Origin of the sequence: Paenibacillus hemerocallicola (assembly GCF_006265175.1) — a bacterium.
GTDB lineage: Bacteria > Bacillota > Bacilli > Paenibacillales > NBRC-103111 > Paenibacillus_AB > Paenibacillus_AB hemerocallicola.
On sequence record NZ_VDCQ01000006.1, the window covers coordinates 198030 to 212428 of the forward strand.

General features: G+C 52.5%; 14 protein-coding genes. 11 read left to right on the plus strand and 3 right to left on the minus strand.

What is annotated here, in order from left to right; all coding sequences use genetic code 11:
- Positions 1-391 precede the first annotated feature (391 nt).
- From FE784_RS06760 to FE784_RS06780, 5 genes are all read left to right on the plus strand, one after another.
- A complete protein-coding gene (locus FE784_RS06760; RefSeq protein WP_139601373.1) occupies positions 392-1534 on the plus strand; it encodes a GntR family transcriptional regulator in 1143 nt (380 codons plus the stop codon).
- 345 nt (positions 1535-1879) lie between these two features.
- Positions 1880-3577: a helix-turn-helix domain-containing protein gene (locus tag FE784_RS06765; protein ID WP_139601374.1), complete on the plus strand. Its 1698-nt coding sequence runs from the start codon at positions 1880-1882 to the stop codon at positions 3575-3577.
- Between the two features lie 308 nt (positions 3578-3885).
- Positions 3886-4395: a D-lyxose/D-mannose family sugar isomerase gene (locus FE784_RS06770; protein WP_139601394.1), complete on the plus strand. Its 510-nt coding sequence runs from the start codon at positions 3886-3888 to the stop codon at positions 4393-4395.
- A complete protein-coding gene (locus tag FE784_RS06775; protein WP_139601375.1) occupies positions 4392-5720 on the plus strand; it encodes an ABC transporter substrate-binding protein in 1329 nt (442 codons plus the stop codon). Before FE784_RS06770 ends, FE784_RS06775 begins: the two co-directional genes overlap by 4 nt.
- A 66-nt stretch (positions 5721-5786) precedes the next feature.
- Entirely contained in the window at positions 5787-7727 is a 1941-nt protein-coding gene (locus FE784_RS06780) for a hypothetical protein (RefSeq protein ID WP_139601376.1), read from the plus strand.
- 136 nt (positions 7728-7863) lie between these two features.
- On the opposite strand, the gene FE784_RS06785 is transcribed toward FE784_RS06780, so the two are convergent.
- Positions 7864-8466, minus strand: a complete 603-nt coding sequence (locus FE784_RS06785) for a TetR/AcrR family transcriptional regulator (protein WP_139601377.1) — start codon at positions 8464-8466, stop codon at positions 7864-7866.
- Positions 8467-8638: 172 nt separating this feature from the next.
- On the opposite strand from FE784_RS06785, the gene FE784_RS06790 reads away from it, so the two are divergent.
- The 6 genes from FE784_RS06790 to FE784_RS06815 all read left to right on the plus strand — a co-directional run bounded on the left by FE784_RS06790 (position 8639) and on the right by FE784_RS06815 (position 13548).
- Positions 8639-9298 carry a DUF2306 domain-containing protein gene (locus tag FE784_RS06790; protein ID WP_342779076.1) on the plus strand — a complete coding sequence of 220 codons (660 nt, stop codon included), beginning with the start codon at positions 8639-8641 and terminating at the stop codon, positions 9296-9298.
- Between the two features lie 56 nt (positions 9299-9354).
- Complete coding sequence (locus FE784_RS06795; protein ID WP_139601378.1) at positions 9355-9789, plus strand: hypothetical protein; 435 nt, start codon at positions 9355-9357, stop codon at positions 9787-9789.
- Positions 9790-9813: 24 nt separating this feature from the next.
- Positions 9814-10677 (plus strand): S1C family serine protease, encoded by an 864-nt coding sequence (locus tag FE784_RS06800; protein WP_139601379.1) that lies wholly within the window; start codon positions 9814-9816, stop codon positions 10675-10677.
- A gap of 44 nt (positions 10678-10721) precedes the next feature.
- On the plus strand, positions 10722-11552 hold the full coding sequence (locus tag FE784_RS06805; protein WP_176706007.1) for an aminoglycoside adenylyltransferase domain-containing protein: 831 nt from the start codon (positions 10722-10724) through the stop codon (positions 11550-11552).
- A 641-nt stretch (positions 11553-12193) separates the two neighbouring features.
- Positions 12194-12526 carry a hypothetical protein gene (locus tag FE784_RS06810; RefSeq protein ID WP_139601381.1) on the plus strand — a complete coding sequence of 111 codons (333 nt, stop codon included), beginning with the start codon at positions 12194-12196 and terminating at the stop codon, positions 12524-12526.
- Between the two features lie 122 nt (positions 12527-12648).
- On the plus strand, positions 12649-13548 hold the full coding sequence (locus FE784_RS06815; protein WP_176706008.1) for an SDR family oxidoreductase: 900 nt from the start codon (positions 12649-12651) through the stop codon (positions 13546-13548).
- Positions 13549-13566: 18 nt separating this feature from the next.
- On the opposite strand, the gene FE784_RS06820 is transcribed toward FE784_RS06815, so the two are convergent.
- Positions 13567-14127 (minus strand): dihydrofolate reductase family protein, encoded by a 561-nt coding sequence (locus FE784_RS06820; RefSeq protein ID WP_139601382.1) that lies wholly within the window; start codon positions 14125-14127, stop codon positions 13567-13569.
- A gap of 29 nt (positions 14128-14156) precedes the next feature.
- Positions 14157-14399, minus strand: a 243-nt coding sequence (locus FE784_RS41550; RefSeq protein ID WP_218103753.1) for a hypothetical protein, incomplete at its 5' end; no start/stop codon positions are given.

Below are 14399 nucleotides of genomic sequence, written 5' to 3' on the forward strand. Positions count from 1 at the left end.
ACCTCCATACAAATTAGAATATCAATATATAAATATACCAAAAAGGTATTTTTAGTTTACTTTAAATGCCAATCTGTGTAAACTGTAATTATACGACGCGATAAAATTGTATATTGGTATTTTTGTGTGCTACACTTAAGTCCGTTGCTATATAAGTTGAACTAAACTATCAGCTTTGGATAAACCAAATGCAATGGAAGGGAATTGCCTTGTAAGCAAGTTTTGGATTTGAGTTTCAACATTCCGAGGGCCTATTCCATCAAGGAAATTCAAAAAAATTCAAAACAACTTGTCTGAAGCTGAAGGGTAATCCCTTCTGGAATGGAATGAACACGAAATGCTTTAGTTCAACTTATATAGCGAAAACGAATGAACGGAGGAGCAAGCGTCAGTGAAGTCGGATACGAAACGCATACCCTTATATTCACGGATAAGAGATTATATTCTGGAGCAAATACGACGGGACAAATGGCGGGCCAACGATCAGCTGCCGACGGAAGCGGTATTGGCCGGCCAATTCGGAGTCAGCCGGTTTACGATCAAAAAAGCGTTGGCCGAACTGGTGGAGGAAGGACTCGTATATCGCGTTCAAGGCAAAGGCACTTTCATCGCCACGACAATAGCCGGGCAGTCCGGTATCCTTGACGGAGAGGAGCAAGGGGAAGAGTCTTCCCTGCGTCCGGTCGTCTTTATCGCCCCGTCCATCCAAAGCTCGTTATCGTCGCGCATCATGCTAGGAGCGGAAGAGCAGCTGACCGAGCGCGGCTACCAGATCATGTATCGCTCTTCGCTGAACGATCGGGAGAGAGAGCGGCGCATTTTGCGGGAGAGCGTCCGGTTGGGCGTCAAAGGCATCCTTATTTTTCCGGTGGATGGGGAATCGTATAGCGAGGAGCTGCTGCGCCTGTCGCTGAATCAATTTCCCGTCGTCGTGATAGATCGTTATCTGCGCGGAGTAGAGACGAATTGCGTCTGTTCGGACCATGCCGGAGGCGCATGCGAAGCCGTCTCTTATTTGATCGAGCAAGGGCATTCGAAGATCGCATACGTCGCCGTACACGGGAGAACGACGACAAGTTTGGAGGACCGGCTGAGCGGCTACGAACGAGCGCTCGCCAGCCATCATATACCGATCGATCATCAGCGCTGCTTATTCGAGCTGTTGGCGGACCGGCAGCAGGATGGGGCGGTGCCGGAGACGAAAGCGCTCGTACGCGCGTTTCTGGAACGGAACCCCGAGACGACTGCCGTGTTCGCCGCGACGGTAGCTAGCGGGCTGGCCGTATTGGGAGCGGCCGAGGAGTTGGGCATACGCGTTCCGGAGCAGCTATCCGTGCTGTTTTTCGACGATTATGAATATTCCTCGTTCTCCCGCATTCCGCCGAGCTGCGTCGTTCAGCAGGAACAGGAAATCGGCGCTGAAGCCGCGAGACTCCTATTGTCGGTGATGGACGATCCTTCGCAGGAGCGCAAAAAAGTGCTGCTGCCGACCCGTCTCGTGCTGCGCAAATCGACGGCCCCGCCGACACGCTGAAGTCGGTGAGTTTACGGAAATCATGGACTTTAGCGGAATTGCCGTCGAATCGGCCGCCGCCGAGGTCCTTTACGGATTGCAGCCTGGCGACATCAGCTTTCTAACAGCGTATTGCAACTCGAATGAAAACGTTTCCAGCGAAGCTTATCACTTGTTACAGCTTGCGGCGATCCTCTCACTGGTCTAGCGCTTTACCGAATGCAAAAGGAATGGCGAGCTTCGTGTGAAGAGCGGGTCGACATGGCGGGTGCAAGGGTGGCGGCAACGAAAAGGGAACGCCTTCGAATAAGCCGGGCAAAATGCGACTACAGACATGGCGTTGGAAACTGAGGAAGGAGGGATGCAATGATTCGGTTCAAATTCGATTCTCGCAGACGAGGGTGGATCATCTTTGCCTATATCCTATCTGTATGTATCGTTTCGACAGCAGTCTTGTCGTATTTCATCCTGAACGACAATTGGAAGGAGGAAGCGAATCGCGCAAATATGTCGCTGCTTCGCGAGGTCGACAGCAAAATTGCGTTCGTGCTGCAGGCCATCGACAAGGAGACGATCCCCGAGAGCTACATCTACGAAGCCATACGGAACGCCGTCGACCTTGAATCGGGCGACCTGTATATCGTCAATGCGGAAGGGGTTATCGTCAGCCATCGGGACAAGCGGATGATTAACCGCACAGCGGACAGCGATCCGGTGTTGTCGCGGCTTTCTTTCGACCGGAAAGAAGGAATCGTGGTGGGTGCGCCGGATGGAGCGGGCCGCACGATTTTTTACTATACCTCTCCCCATACGCGATGGAAAATCGTCAGCGTCGTGCCGAAGCTTCTCTCGCATGAAGGCATGCTGCAAGTCCGCAATACACTGCTCGGGATATGCATCGTCCTGCTCGCGTTCGTAGCTTTGGCAGCAGGACGGCGGACCTCGAGGCGGGTGAATGGGCTTGTGCGGAACGTTTACGACTTGCTCAAGGTCAATCGGTCGTATCCCTCTAATGAGGTTGTGAATGCAGGGCTGACGCAAACCGAAGAAACTGGTACGAAAATGGCTGCGGACGGCGACCGGGCGTTCCGGCAAATGACCGAGCTCGAATCGGCGCTCAAATGGCGGCTGGCCATACAATTGCTGACCGGCATCGGCAAGCGAGCCGACTCCGACACCCTGCTGTCGCTGGCATCGCTCGGCTGCAAGCTTCATACGTCCTCCTTCGTCGTCATCTGCATCGAACTCGACAGGAAAGAGGGCGCCTCGCCGGAACATAAGCACCCTTTCTGCTGCGACTTGTCCAATGCTGCGGAAGAAATGATCGATATAGGGAATCGCGGGATTTCGGTTCAGATCGAACAGGGCTTGACAGCGGCCATTATCAGCTTCGAAGATCCGGGGGAGAGCAATTTGCCGCGCGCCTACGCGGTTTCCGAGCTGATTAAGCACTATGCGGAAAACGATTTGAAGCGGTCCGTAACGATCGGAATCGGCCGGGTCGTCGAATCGGCGGAGCACATCCGGCTGTCTTATCGCCAAGCGGAGGCCGCTCTCAAGTACAAAATAACACTCGGCTGCAGTTCGATCATTTACTTCGGTGATGCCGATGAGCGGGACGACAGCATCAGCGAAACGGAGCATTTCATGTTTGGCTTGAACGATGATGCGGTCGGGCGAGTCGGGGAAAAGCGATACTATCGGGAGCGTCACGAGGTAGTGGACAGCATGCTTGCATTTATCCGGCAGCATTATGGACGAAGCGATCTATCGCTTAATTTGCTGGCCGATCAATTCAAGCAGAGCGTCTACCATCTCAGCCGGATATTCAAAGAGCAGACCGGCGGGAACTTCATCGATTACGTCCTTCGGTTAAGGGTGGAAAAGGCCAAGGAGCTGCTGCTGGCGAGCGACAAAAAAGTTCGCGATGTCGCCGAGGAGGTCGGCTATCGGAACCTGAACAGCTTCGTGCGAATTTTCAAAAAGACGACCGGTTTTACGCCTACCGAATTCAGGGATCAGGGAACGGAACAGCCGGAGAAGCCGGCGAAATCCGCAAAATGATCCATCGCAAAACGAGCCTTTCTCAAGCGGGAAAGGGCTTTTTTTGTGCCGAGCAAAAACGGTATACCGGAACAAAAAGTGTAGGTTTCGGGGCGGCAGCGGTCATGGTACGTTCGAATGGGGCGCCAAGGTCCGCCTATATCGGGAGAGGAAGTGAGCGGGAGACGATGCATAAGCGGATTCGGACGATGCGTACGAACAAACCGTCGGCGTTGCACCTATTCAATAGCAGGTACTAGCGAAAGGGGGAGAAGGCATTGACGTTAACGCGAAGCGAAAGCAAGGAAGCTCGGGCACGCGCCGCCGATATGCTTGAACGGGCCGGAATCGTATTGACCGAGGCAGAGAGCGAGCAAATCGAGATAGCCGATTTCGGTCTCGGACGGCTGCCGCTCGAAGGATTGCAGTTGATCACGTATATCAATACGGACCGATACTGCGCGAAGGAACTGGTGTTGTTTCCCCGGCAAACCTGTCCGGAGCATCTTCATCCGCCCGTGGGAGGCGAACCGGGCAAGCTGGAGACGTTCCGCTGCAGGCTGGGCCAAGTGTTTTTGTATGTAGAGGGCGAGCCCGCCTCCGATGTTCAAGCTGTAGTACCGGAGGAAAGCGAAGCGTATTACACCGTATTTCACGAAATTGTCCTCCATCCGGGGGAGCAGTACACCATTCCACCGGGGACGAAGCATTGGTTTCAGGGAGGGCCGGAAGGGGCGGTCGTATCGGAGTTTTCCAGTACGAGCCGGGACGAATCGGACATCTTCACCAATCTGGCAATCGTACGGATGCCCGACGAATCAGAGGAGGTCATAACATGAAAACGATACTCGGACTCGGGAGCAAAAGCGGCAGACTGGCGCTGGCCGCGTTCATGGCGGCCGCGCTAGCCGCCGGCTGCGCCAAGAAGGAAGGCGACCCGGCGGGGGCGGTCGGAGCCAACGACCGGAAGCCGCCGGAAATCAGCACGGAGCCGGTAACCTTGACGGTATTCAACAGCAGCATGGGCGATCCGTTGTTTCAAAATGCGATCGTGATTCCGCTTCGCAACAAATACCCGCATATTACGATCGAAATGATCAAGAAGGGCAAAGGTTCGATGATGGAGGATCTGATTGCGGCGGGAAGCGTACCCGACATCATTTTCGGGGACAACAGCGGCGACATCCCCGTCTACCGGGAGCTAGACGTGTTAAGCGACCTGATGCCGTACATCAAGAAGTACGGCTTCGAATTGAACAAGTTCGATCCGGTCGTCCTAAGCTCGGTTCAAGCGAATTTTCCGAGCGGGCAAATTTGGATGCTTCCTTCCTCGGTCAATATCGCCACCTTGCATTACAACCGGGACATCTTCGACAAGTTCGGCGTACCGTATCCGAAGGACGGCATGACATGGGACGAGACGGTGGATTTGGCGAGAAGGGTTACGCGAATGGACGGAGGCGTGCAGTATGCGGGATTCGATTTTGCCAACAACGTGCTGCTGCCTTATAACCAGCTTTCCGCGCCGATGGTGAATGCCCAGACGATGAAGGCCGCCGTAAATACCGACCAATGGAAAAAAATATTCGATACGATGAAGCGGTTCTACGAAATTCCCGGGAACGATTGGGGCAAAGGGGGCGACGCCTTCCTGAAGAGCAAAACGCTTGCAATGTACGCCGGCACGTCGATGTTCGGAAGTCTCCCGGACGCGACGAAAAACGGTCTCAACTGGGACGTAGTGGCGCTACCCTCTTTTCCGGACGCTCCGAAAACGACAATTCAGCTGTTCGCTCCGCTGCTCGGCGTATCCAAGACGAGCAAGCATCAGGATCAAGCGTTTCTGGCGGTTGCCCACCTGCTCTCGGAAGAAGGCCAAAGGGACAACGTCAGGCAAGGAAGGCCTTCGGCGCTTAACAATGCGGACATCAAGCAGCAGTTCGGCAAGGATGTCGAGGTGCTGCAGGGAAGGAATGCCGGAGCGTTTACGTACAGCAAGCTGGCGGCGACTCCCCAGGCGGTGACGAAGTACGACTCCGCCGCATTCCCGATCATCCGCGACAAGTTCAGGGAAGCGGCCGTCGGCGGAAAAGACGTGAATACCGCGCTGAAGGAAGCGGAGGAAGCGATTAACAAAGAAATCGAGAAGCGCAAAAACCAGTAGCGTCCTTGCAGCTGGCGAAATTCGTTTGCGGAACGCACTTGGTTTCAATGAAGGGAGAACGGGCAGATGGCGGATCGAGATAGCCAGCCGATCATGAGTCGGAGGAAAATGTTGACGGCGCTCGGGATGGCCGGGGCGTTCATGAGCTTGGGCGCCTCCGGGGCGAGCGGGAGTTCGGTCATGCAAGCCGTTTACGGCGACGGAGAGGGCGGCTGCCCTCCGTGCGGCGGATATGCAGAGAGCGTGGAGGAGCTGAGAACGATTGCTCCCGAATGCGAAGGTCGACTTATTTATTTGGAAGGATACTATGCAGACTCTCCCGGTATAGGGGGCGGTATTCTCGTATCGGTACAGGGAGCGTCTGCGGACGACGGAGGGTCGGTCTTCCAATCGGCAAAACCCGGCTTGTTCTGGAAGAGAGGCAGCGACAGACTCGTGTTGGAGGATTTCGGTGTCGTCCGCGGCGATGATGCTTCCTATGCGGCCCATAACGCGGAGCGAATAGCTGCTGCCTTCCAAACGACGGAATATGCGATCAGCGCCACGCCGCAAATGACCTATGTTTACGACGGTGACGTGACCATTGCGACGGCGCATTTGTTGGATTGCCGCAAAGCGGTATTCAAAGGGATTACCGGCTGCATCCGGATTGCCAGCGCCGGCTGCGTCGTTCATTCGCCGGTGCTGGATGACTCGCTGCGCTCGGACGATAAGAGAGCGATGCTGGTAGAGGCTGACCACGTACAAATCCGGTATGCGGAATTCAGAGGCAACGGCCATCAGGAATGCTGTCTGGAAATTACGGGCAGCAACGTGTCGGTGAGCGATTCCCGGCTGCGGGACGCCAGCTATATGATATTGGCCACGACCGGCCGCGGCACGCATATCACCGGCAATTATTTCACGGGGGGCAATACCAAGGCGGTATTAAGCGCCAATCGAATGGCGGCTACGACGATTCCGTGGGGGGATGCCATCAAGCTGTCCAGCGATACGAACGATCTCGGCAACCCGAATGCGCCCGGCCGACACGACAATATCATTACGAACAATATATTCGAAGATGTGTATCGCGACTGCGTGGATTTGTTTACCGACGGCTCTCGAACGATATTCAGCCATAACGTCGTCCGGAACCATCACTGGAATATTCTCGACATCAAGTGCATCTACAGGGACGTTCCAGCGAATGGTACCTCCGTCGACCCGAGCCGAAGGGAAGAGGCCGTAATCGCGTACGGGAACATTATTAAAGACGTGGATAACCCTTATTCGAACGGGGAATCGCTGTTTAGCGTCGTCCACTACAAAAACCCGGAATCTGGCGGTAAAGTGTCCGATTATACGCTCGGTCCGAACAAAGTGAGCATATACGGCAACGTAATCGACGGGGTGTTCGGCTACGTGTTCCGGGCGCTTGACAGCTTCGATGTGTCCTACTATGACAACGCGCATTACAACCTGATCAACAACGCCGTGTACATTACGGGAGAAAGCGGCACTCGCCATATCGACGTGGACCGGAACAAGTTTGTTTATGCCAACGGCAAAGATTATTGGGGCAACCCGCTTCAGGTTGTCCGGCGCACGTCCGCCAATTGCACGGGAGGCTCAGTCAGCCATAACCGGTTCGTCTGCTACAAAAAGGACGGCTTCCGGGGAGCGGTCGCGGCGGTAGTCATGGGCAGCCGGATGACGGCCAACGGCAATACCGGCGAAGGCTTCGATATTGTCATCGACGCGGCGAGAGGCACCCACTTGGCATGCGACGGCACGCAAGCCCATGATTGCAAAATTGCCGTCAGAGTCGGGCAATACGGCTCGACTACCGGCGTTCGCGTCTCCAGAACGTATGCCGTCTCATGTATCCAGGTCGTGGCGGTTCATACGGCAAACACGGCCAAGCTGATTATGGTCGATAACGACGGGGTCGATATTACCGGGACCGCATTCACCGACGTGTCCTCGCTAGCAAGCACAATCGTCAAGAACAACAACACGCTTTAGCGACAACGCGGCAAGCTCCTCGTTCTATGAAGGATGTTTCGCTCTGAACAGGCTATGCCGTTCAAGCTTTTCCGGCATCAAAAAAATCCTCCGGACCACGCGCAAGCGAGGTTGGAGGATTTTTTGTTTTCCGAGCCTATTGATGGGAAGCTGGCTTGAAGGTGTTCAACAATAACTCCATATTTTTCATGGCATAACCGACATGCTTGTTGTCGCGGGTTAATCGGCTTGCCATTATGGCTCCTTCGATCGAGGAGAAGAGGAACGAGGCCACGGATTCGGTGTCCATATCCGCCCGAAACTCTCCGTCGGCTACGCCCTGTATCAGAATGCTTTGGATGAAGGAGAGCATGTTATCGTAAGCGGCGAGAGCATTGTCGCGTAAAATGGGGAAGGAGTGATCGCTCTCGACGGCCGTATTCAAAAAAGGACAGCCTCCTTTGATCGGAGGATTGTTCACCGTATCGCTATATACGCTGCACATCGCCAGCATTTTGTCGGTTGCCGTATCCAAGCCCTCGATCGCCGCGGAGAAGTGCCCCCATAACACTTTGCCCGCATATTCGAATGCTTCCATAGCAATTTCGTCCTTATTCGAAAAGCTCCGGTAAATGCCGCCCTTCGTCAGTCCGGTCGCTTCCATAATGTCCTGAATCGTGGAGCCGGCATATCCTTTTTGGTTAAAAAGCTCGGCCGATTTCTCTATAATATGAATTCGCGTTTTTTCGCCTTTACGCATGAGGTACGTTCCTTTCCCGTTTTATCGTTTGGCGCAGTTTAGCCGATATGATCCCGTACATAGATTGTAACATTTTATTAGTGAATCATAACATAATTTGATATACAATAAAAAAAGACCGGACGGTTCGGTTTCTAAACGGGCTTGACTTTATTACGAGGAGCGGCAAATAATGAAAATGATTAAAAGCAAACATCTGTATCTCATCATGATCGTAGTATCAATCGGCTATATGCTGTACGTCACGTATGTCAATTTCATTCACGACCCGCAGGCGACCGACTTTTTGAGCCATAAAACCGAGCTTAGTCGTTCGTTGAATATCCCGGTCTGGTTAAACGTGATGTATGTTCATCTTATTTTCGCTTGTATGGCGATGGCGGCGGGTGCGGTTAATTTTGCGGCGAGCCTGTTAAGGAAGCACCGTGCGCTTCACAGAGCGATAGGCTACTTGTATATCGTCTCCGTTTTAATCGTTTGCCTCACCTCCGGGTATATGGCTCCTTACTCGACGGGAGGGAAAATCAACAGCATCGCCTTCAACCTCGTCAATATGATTTGGATCGGCATGACGATCGCCGCCCTGGTGCAAATCAAACGAAAACAAGTGAACAAGCATCGCAAATGGATGGTCCGAAGCTATGCATTCTGCTTCACGAATATGTTCATACATGTCTTTACTTTTGTGCTATCCGACCTGTTCGGCGTACCGTATGCTACCGGTTATACGGTCGGCGTCTATGGGACGATCGTATTGAATATTGCGCTGGCCGAGCTTGTTATCCGATACGTTTATAGGAAGCCTACCGCTTTGCAGCCATCGAGAAAATAAGCTTGCAGGTTGAGGGATATGTCCGGGATTGAATTTACATAGTGAGGAGGCCTTATATGTATAACGCATTGATCTTTTTGCATGTGACCAGCGCACTGCTATTGGGTACCTATGTTTTATTTCCGCTCGTCTCCGGTCGTCTGACCGATTTATCCGGTCCGGCTCGGGAGGGCTTCGTCATGATGCTGTTGAACTATTTACGTGCGGGTCATTTCGCGCTGATCGGAGTGCTGCTTACCGGCGGGGGAATGATCGGTCTGGCCGGTACGAGGCCCTCGGTACTTTGGATGGTTACGGCTGTCGCGCTCGTAATCGTCATCGGCGGCGTAATCGGAAATATCAATAAGGGGTTGAAGAAGCTTCTTGCCGCCGGCAAAGCAGGATCCGACATAGCGGGACATGCACGCGATATAAAGATTTCCGGCTGGATAGCGGCAGGCGCGATAGTTGCGGCTATTCTGATCATGACGAACCCGGGCCTATTATCGTAATTGGCAGTGAAATGGGGGGGACAGATGAGCGATCGAGAGCATGGTCCGGCAGAGGAGAATGAAAAAGAAGAGGGCCGTAAAAGGGAAGAGGAGCTATGGGAGGAGGAGAACCTTCTTCACGTGAGCGAAGCGGACGAAGAGGAGGACCGCGCCTATTTCGAGAAGAAGGCCAGAACAAGAAGAAGGCTGAGGAAAGCGATCGCCGTTTTCTTGATCGCAGCTTTGCTCGTCAACGGGTTCGCCTTCTGGCCGTTGATTTACAACATGCAGGCATTCCGGTTTCTCGCCATATCCAGAGAGCTTTCCCGCAACGAAGCGGTATCTCAATACAAAGAAGCCGTTGTCGTGGTGGCTACGGAGGATGGCAAAGGAACCGGGTTTCTGCTTTCGCCGGACGGATACATCGTAACGAATCACCACGTGGTCGAGGGCAAGAAAAAAGCGTTCGTCCGATTCGCGGACGGGGCGCGCCATGAAGCGGATGTCTTGATCAGCGAGCCGTCTCTCGACTTGGCCGTTTTGAAGCTTCCGCAGCAGGAGCAAGAACGGGCCGCGCTGCCATTGGAACGGGAGAGAAGCTGGCAGCCCGGCATGCATGTCTACGTAATCGGCAATCCGTTGTTTTTCAATCATATAGCGAACGAAGGCACCATTCTGGGAGAAATTCCGGTCCAAGGGTTGGAAGTTCCGGCCATGGCCATTCAGGCTCCCATCTATAAGGGCAATAGCGGAAGCCCTGTCATCAATGAGCGCGGCGAAGCAATCGCCGTCGTATTCGCAACGGCGGAGATCGAACGCTCGGGAGAGAAACAGATGGTCGGTCTCGCGGTGCCTGTAAGCCACCTGCTCCCGCTTTTGGACAAGCTTGAAGGCGGCACAGGCAAGTAAGATTAACATGCATCTTCAAATATATCCGAATGGAGCTGAAAGGAATGATGGCTGTGGGCGGCCCTCAAGCCTGGCCTGCTTGTGACGAAGATATAAAGCGTTTCGTCGTTGAACTGGTAGAGCTGCTGAAACAGGAGCTGGGAGATCGGTTGACGGGCATCTACCTTCACGGCTCCTTAGCCATGGGCAGCTATTACCGTCCCAAAAGCGACATCGATCTGATCGTCGTCGTAGAGAACAAATTGGAAGCCGCCTTAGCCGGCAAAGTAGGGGTCGCCATCGCGAGGAAGTCGGAGAATAGACCTACGACCGGCAACGTGGAGTTAAGCATTATTTCGGCTGACGCTGCGAAGCGAGTACCTATCCCGGTCCCTTTTGAACTGCACTACAGCTCGACGTGGCACGATAGGATCCTGAATCATGAAGTTGACTACAGCGAAGAGCGAACCGACCCGGATTTGGCCTCGCATTTGATGTATGTATGGAAACGGGGCATAGGTTTAACCGGTAAACCGATACCCGAGGTTTTCGGAGCAGTGGAGTGGGCATCGTTCATGGATGCGGTTATGGACGACTTCAGCTGGATCATCGAGGAAGAGCATATTGTCGAAACCCCCTTTTACGGTGTGTTGAACATTTGCCGCGTACTTCAGCTTAACAGCGAAGACAGCCGGATGGTGCACAGCAAAGATGAGGGCGGCGAGTGGGGGCTTAAACATTTGCCAGTGTTGTATCATCCTCTTATTCGACAAGCTCTTGATATATATCGTTCCACGGAGCCCGTATCGGAGGAGCAGAGAAGAACGGGCGGCAAGGATTGGGATCGTCAGATGCTGCTTGATTTTAGGGATTATGCTCGGTCCTATTTTCTATAGATCGCTGTTGCAATAATCAATGAATCGGAAGTACATCGCATTGATCGTTGTAGGCTTGCTGCCTTTTGTCGGCGCTCGCGAGACCGCGTATCCATAAAATAGCGGAACTGGCGTATGTTATTGACCCGTAAAGCAGTGCCGCCAGCAAAATAAAGGAAAACCATTCCTCTATTTCGCTGTTCACCACCCAGTTTCACCCCGAGAGATCGAAATAACGGAAGCCAGTGCCGTTATATTCAGGAGTGCAACGAAATTCGAGACCATAACGGAATTCAGTGCCGCTATATACACGCAACGTTTTGTCATGCCAACCCAAACGTCTCCAGGTTGAATGCGAGTTATGCGGTCGTAGTTTTTTGTTCCAGCCTGATTTCTCTGGCATTTTGTTCTTCATGGTATAACACAGGCGATCAGGAATGCGGATACGGTACCAATGGAGATGAAGGAGTGCCACCCATGTCGAAATATTTGGACCCATTAAACCCGGAAGAGGCGAAAACTGTCTTGAGTCTTCTTGCAAAGAGAATCGTGATTGGGCGAGTCGAATCGAGGAGATAGCAAAAGGTCTTTTAGACAATGCGGATGAAGACCATGTTGCAAACGAAGTTTATCAAGCGCTAATCGGCATTGACATAGAAGATGTGTGGGATCGTCCCTCCGGCTCCACGCGTTTCCGATATAAGGAACCGGTCGAAGCGGCGTATGAATTGGTAGAGGAAGTGCTGAAGCCCTTTGCGGCGCAGCTCAACAAGTATCGGAAGCTGGGCATGCTTGTGCAAACTAAGAAGGTAGGACTTGGCTTGGCCAAAGGAATTATCAAGTTCTCAAGAGAAAGCGAGACCGAATTCAGAGAGTTCGCGCCGGACGATGCATTGGAATGGCTGGGCGGACTGGTGATGGAGTGGGAGACGGAATGCACGGATGAAATCGAGAAACAATGCATCCGCGACATTAAAAAGCTATTTCACGAATAGTTTGATGAGAATCTCATCTATCGTCAAGTGGAGGAGTCGACTTCGGATGAAGAGGTTGATGCTCTTTTCATACAGGTAAGAGATCGCTTCGGACCGGCTTGAAACATTCAAGAGAATGGACGATGGCGTATCCCATGTATCCTTATATGGGTTGGGAGCAGCGATGCACGAATGTTCCGGCAGTTTTTCCTCCGCAGCATCAGAACAGGCATCCGGGTTTCGAATATTTGATGAATCCCCGGCCGATTTCCGATAATCCGGCTTATACGGGAAGCGGAAAGCTGCACCATAAGGTAGCGATCGTGACGGGCGGAGACAGCGGAATCGGGCGGGCCGTCGCCATAGCTTTCGCTAAAGAAGGAGCCGATCTGGCGATTCCTTATCTCGACGAACACCGGGATGCGGCCGAGACGAAGCAGATCATCGAGAAGCTTGGCCGGAACTGTCTGCCCATAGCCGCAGATTTGAGGCGGGAAGACGCTTGTCCTTACATTGTAGAGACAACGATCAAAACCTTTGGACGGCTCGACGTATTGGTGAACAATCATGGCGTGCAGTTTCACCAGAACAGTATTATGGATATTACTAGAGAACAACTGATGAATATTTTCCAAACCAATATTATTTCTTTTTTCGATATGACCAAAGCCGCATTGCCCCACATGCCCGCAGGGAGCTCCATTATCAATACGACCTCGGATACCGCTTTTTCCGGGATGGGGAATATGATCGATTATACCGCCACGAAAGGGGCTATCGTGTCCTTTACCCGTTCCTTGTCGCTGTCGCTGGCCAACCGCAAGATTCGGGTAAACGCAGTGGCGCCCGGACCTACTTGGACCCCATTGATCCCATCCGCCTTTACCGCGGAAGAGGTACGAACCTTCGGAACCGAGGTTCCTTTGAAAAGACCGGGACAGCCATTCGAATTGGCGCCTGTATACGTGCTGCTGGCTTCCGATGATTCTTCTTATATATCGGGCCAAATTTTGTTCGTAAACGGCGGATCGATCGTAACTTGAATTCGGTCCGGAGGCGCATTATTTCCGGTAAAGCAATCCAACCACGCCGTTCTCATACTTTTTGCTGCCGCTTAACGTCATGGAGAACGGTTTTTCGGCATAAGCAAACAGCTTCTCGCCTTGAGAGGCGATCGCCGGATGAACGAACAACCACAATTCGTCAAAAATCTCCGCTTGGATAAAAGACTGCCACGTTTTCACGCCGCTCTCGACCGAAATCTTTCCGGCGTTCTTCTTCGTTTCTTCCATTTCCCGTACGAGAGCCCGGTTATCTTGAACGACGATTTGCCTCGAATTTCTCCATACGAGATCTTTGACCGTGCTGGAAATAACAATTTTGGGTATATCGTTAATGCGTTTCGCCATAGAACGTTCGAGGGCGGATTCGGAACATTTCTCCGCATGCTGCCAATATTGCGCCATGGAAGCATACGTATTGCCTCCAACGACGATCGTATCCAGCGTGTCGTAATATTCATAATAATCCTCTAATATTTCGTCGCTCAAAGACATCCATCGATCCTCATTCGAAACAATGCCGTCCAAAGACATTTGCATGGTCAGGATGATTTTTCCCATCTTTCAATCCTCCTTATTTTATGGTGAAGTTAGCCTGATCCGTGAACAACAATAGTGTGAAGTGTGGCATCCATACGGTTGTACCGAAGTACCGACACGGCCGGGATAACGGAACGTTTTTCCGTTATTGTTCCGATTTCCGCGACTTTTTCGAAAATTGCGGAACTCCGTTCCGTTATATACTGCATGTCAGGTAGAAAAAGCTCTGAAAGTGCGGAATAACGGAACATGTGCATGTAGAATAAAAAGTGGACACCCGTTAAGAGAAACGA

What these genes read in the sequence shown, in the direction of transcription:
- FE784_RS06800 (WP_139601379.1), top strand. Translation starts at nt 9,814, where the DNA reads ATGAGCGATCGAGAGCATGGTCCGGCAGAGGAGAATGAAAAAGAAGAG.
- FE784_RS06790 (WP_342779076.1), top strand. Translation starts at nt 8,639, where the DNA reads ATGAAAATGATTAAAAGCAAACATCTGTATCTCATCATGATCGTAGTA.
- FE784_RS06785 (WP_139601377.1), bottom strand. Translation starts at nt 8,466, where the DNA reads ATGCGTAAAGGCGAAAAAACGCGAATTCATATTATAGAGAAATCGGCC.
- FE784_RS06780 (WP_139601376.1), top strand. Translation starts at nt 5,787, where the DNA reads ATGGCGGATCGAGATAGCCAGCCGATCATGAGTCGGAGGAAAATGTTG.
- FE784_RS06770 (WP_139601394.1), top strand. Translation starts at nt 3,886, where the DNA reads ATGCTTGAACGGGCCGGAATCGTATTGACCGAGGCAGAGAGCGAGCAA.
- FE784_RS06775 (WP_139601375.1), top strand. Translation starts at nt 4,392, where the DNA reads ATGAAAACGATACTCGGACTCGGGAGCAAAAGCGGCAGACTGGCGCTG.
- FE784_RS06820 (WP_139601382.1), bottom strand. Translation starts at nt 14,127, where the DNA reads ATGGGAAAAATCATCCTGACCATGCAAATGTCTTTGGACGGCATTGTT.
- FE784_RS06795 (WP_139601378.1), top strand. Translation starts at nt 9,355, where the DNA reads ATGTATAACGCATTGATCTTTTTGCATGTGACCAGCGCACTGCTATTG.
- FE784_RS06815 (WP_176706008.1), top strand. Translation starts at nt 12,649, where the DNA reads ATGGCGTATCCCATGTATCCTTATATGGGTTGGGAGCAGCGATGCACG.
- FE784_RS06765 (WP_139601374.1), top strand. Translation starts at nt 1,880, where the DNA reads ATGATTCGGTTCAAATTCGATTCTCGCAGACGAGGGTGGATCATCTTT.
- FE784_RS06805 (WP_176706007.1), top strand. Translation starts at nt 10,722, where the DNA reads ATGATGGCTGTGGGCGGCCCTCAAGCCTGGCCTGCTTGTGACGAAGAT.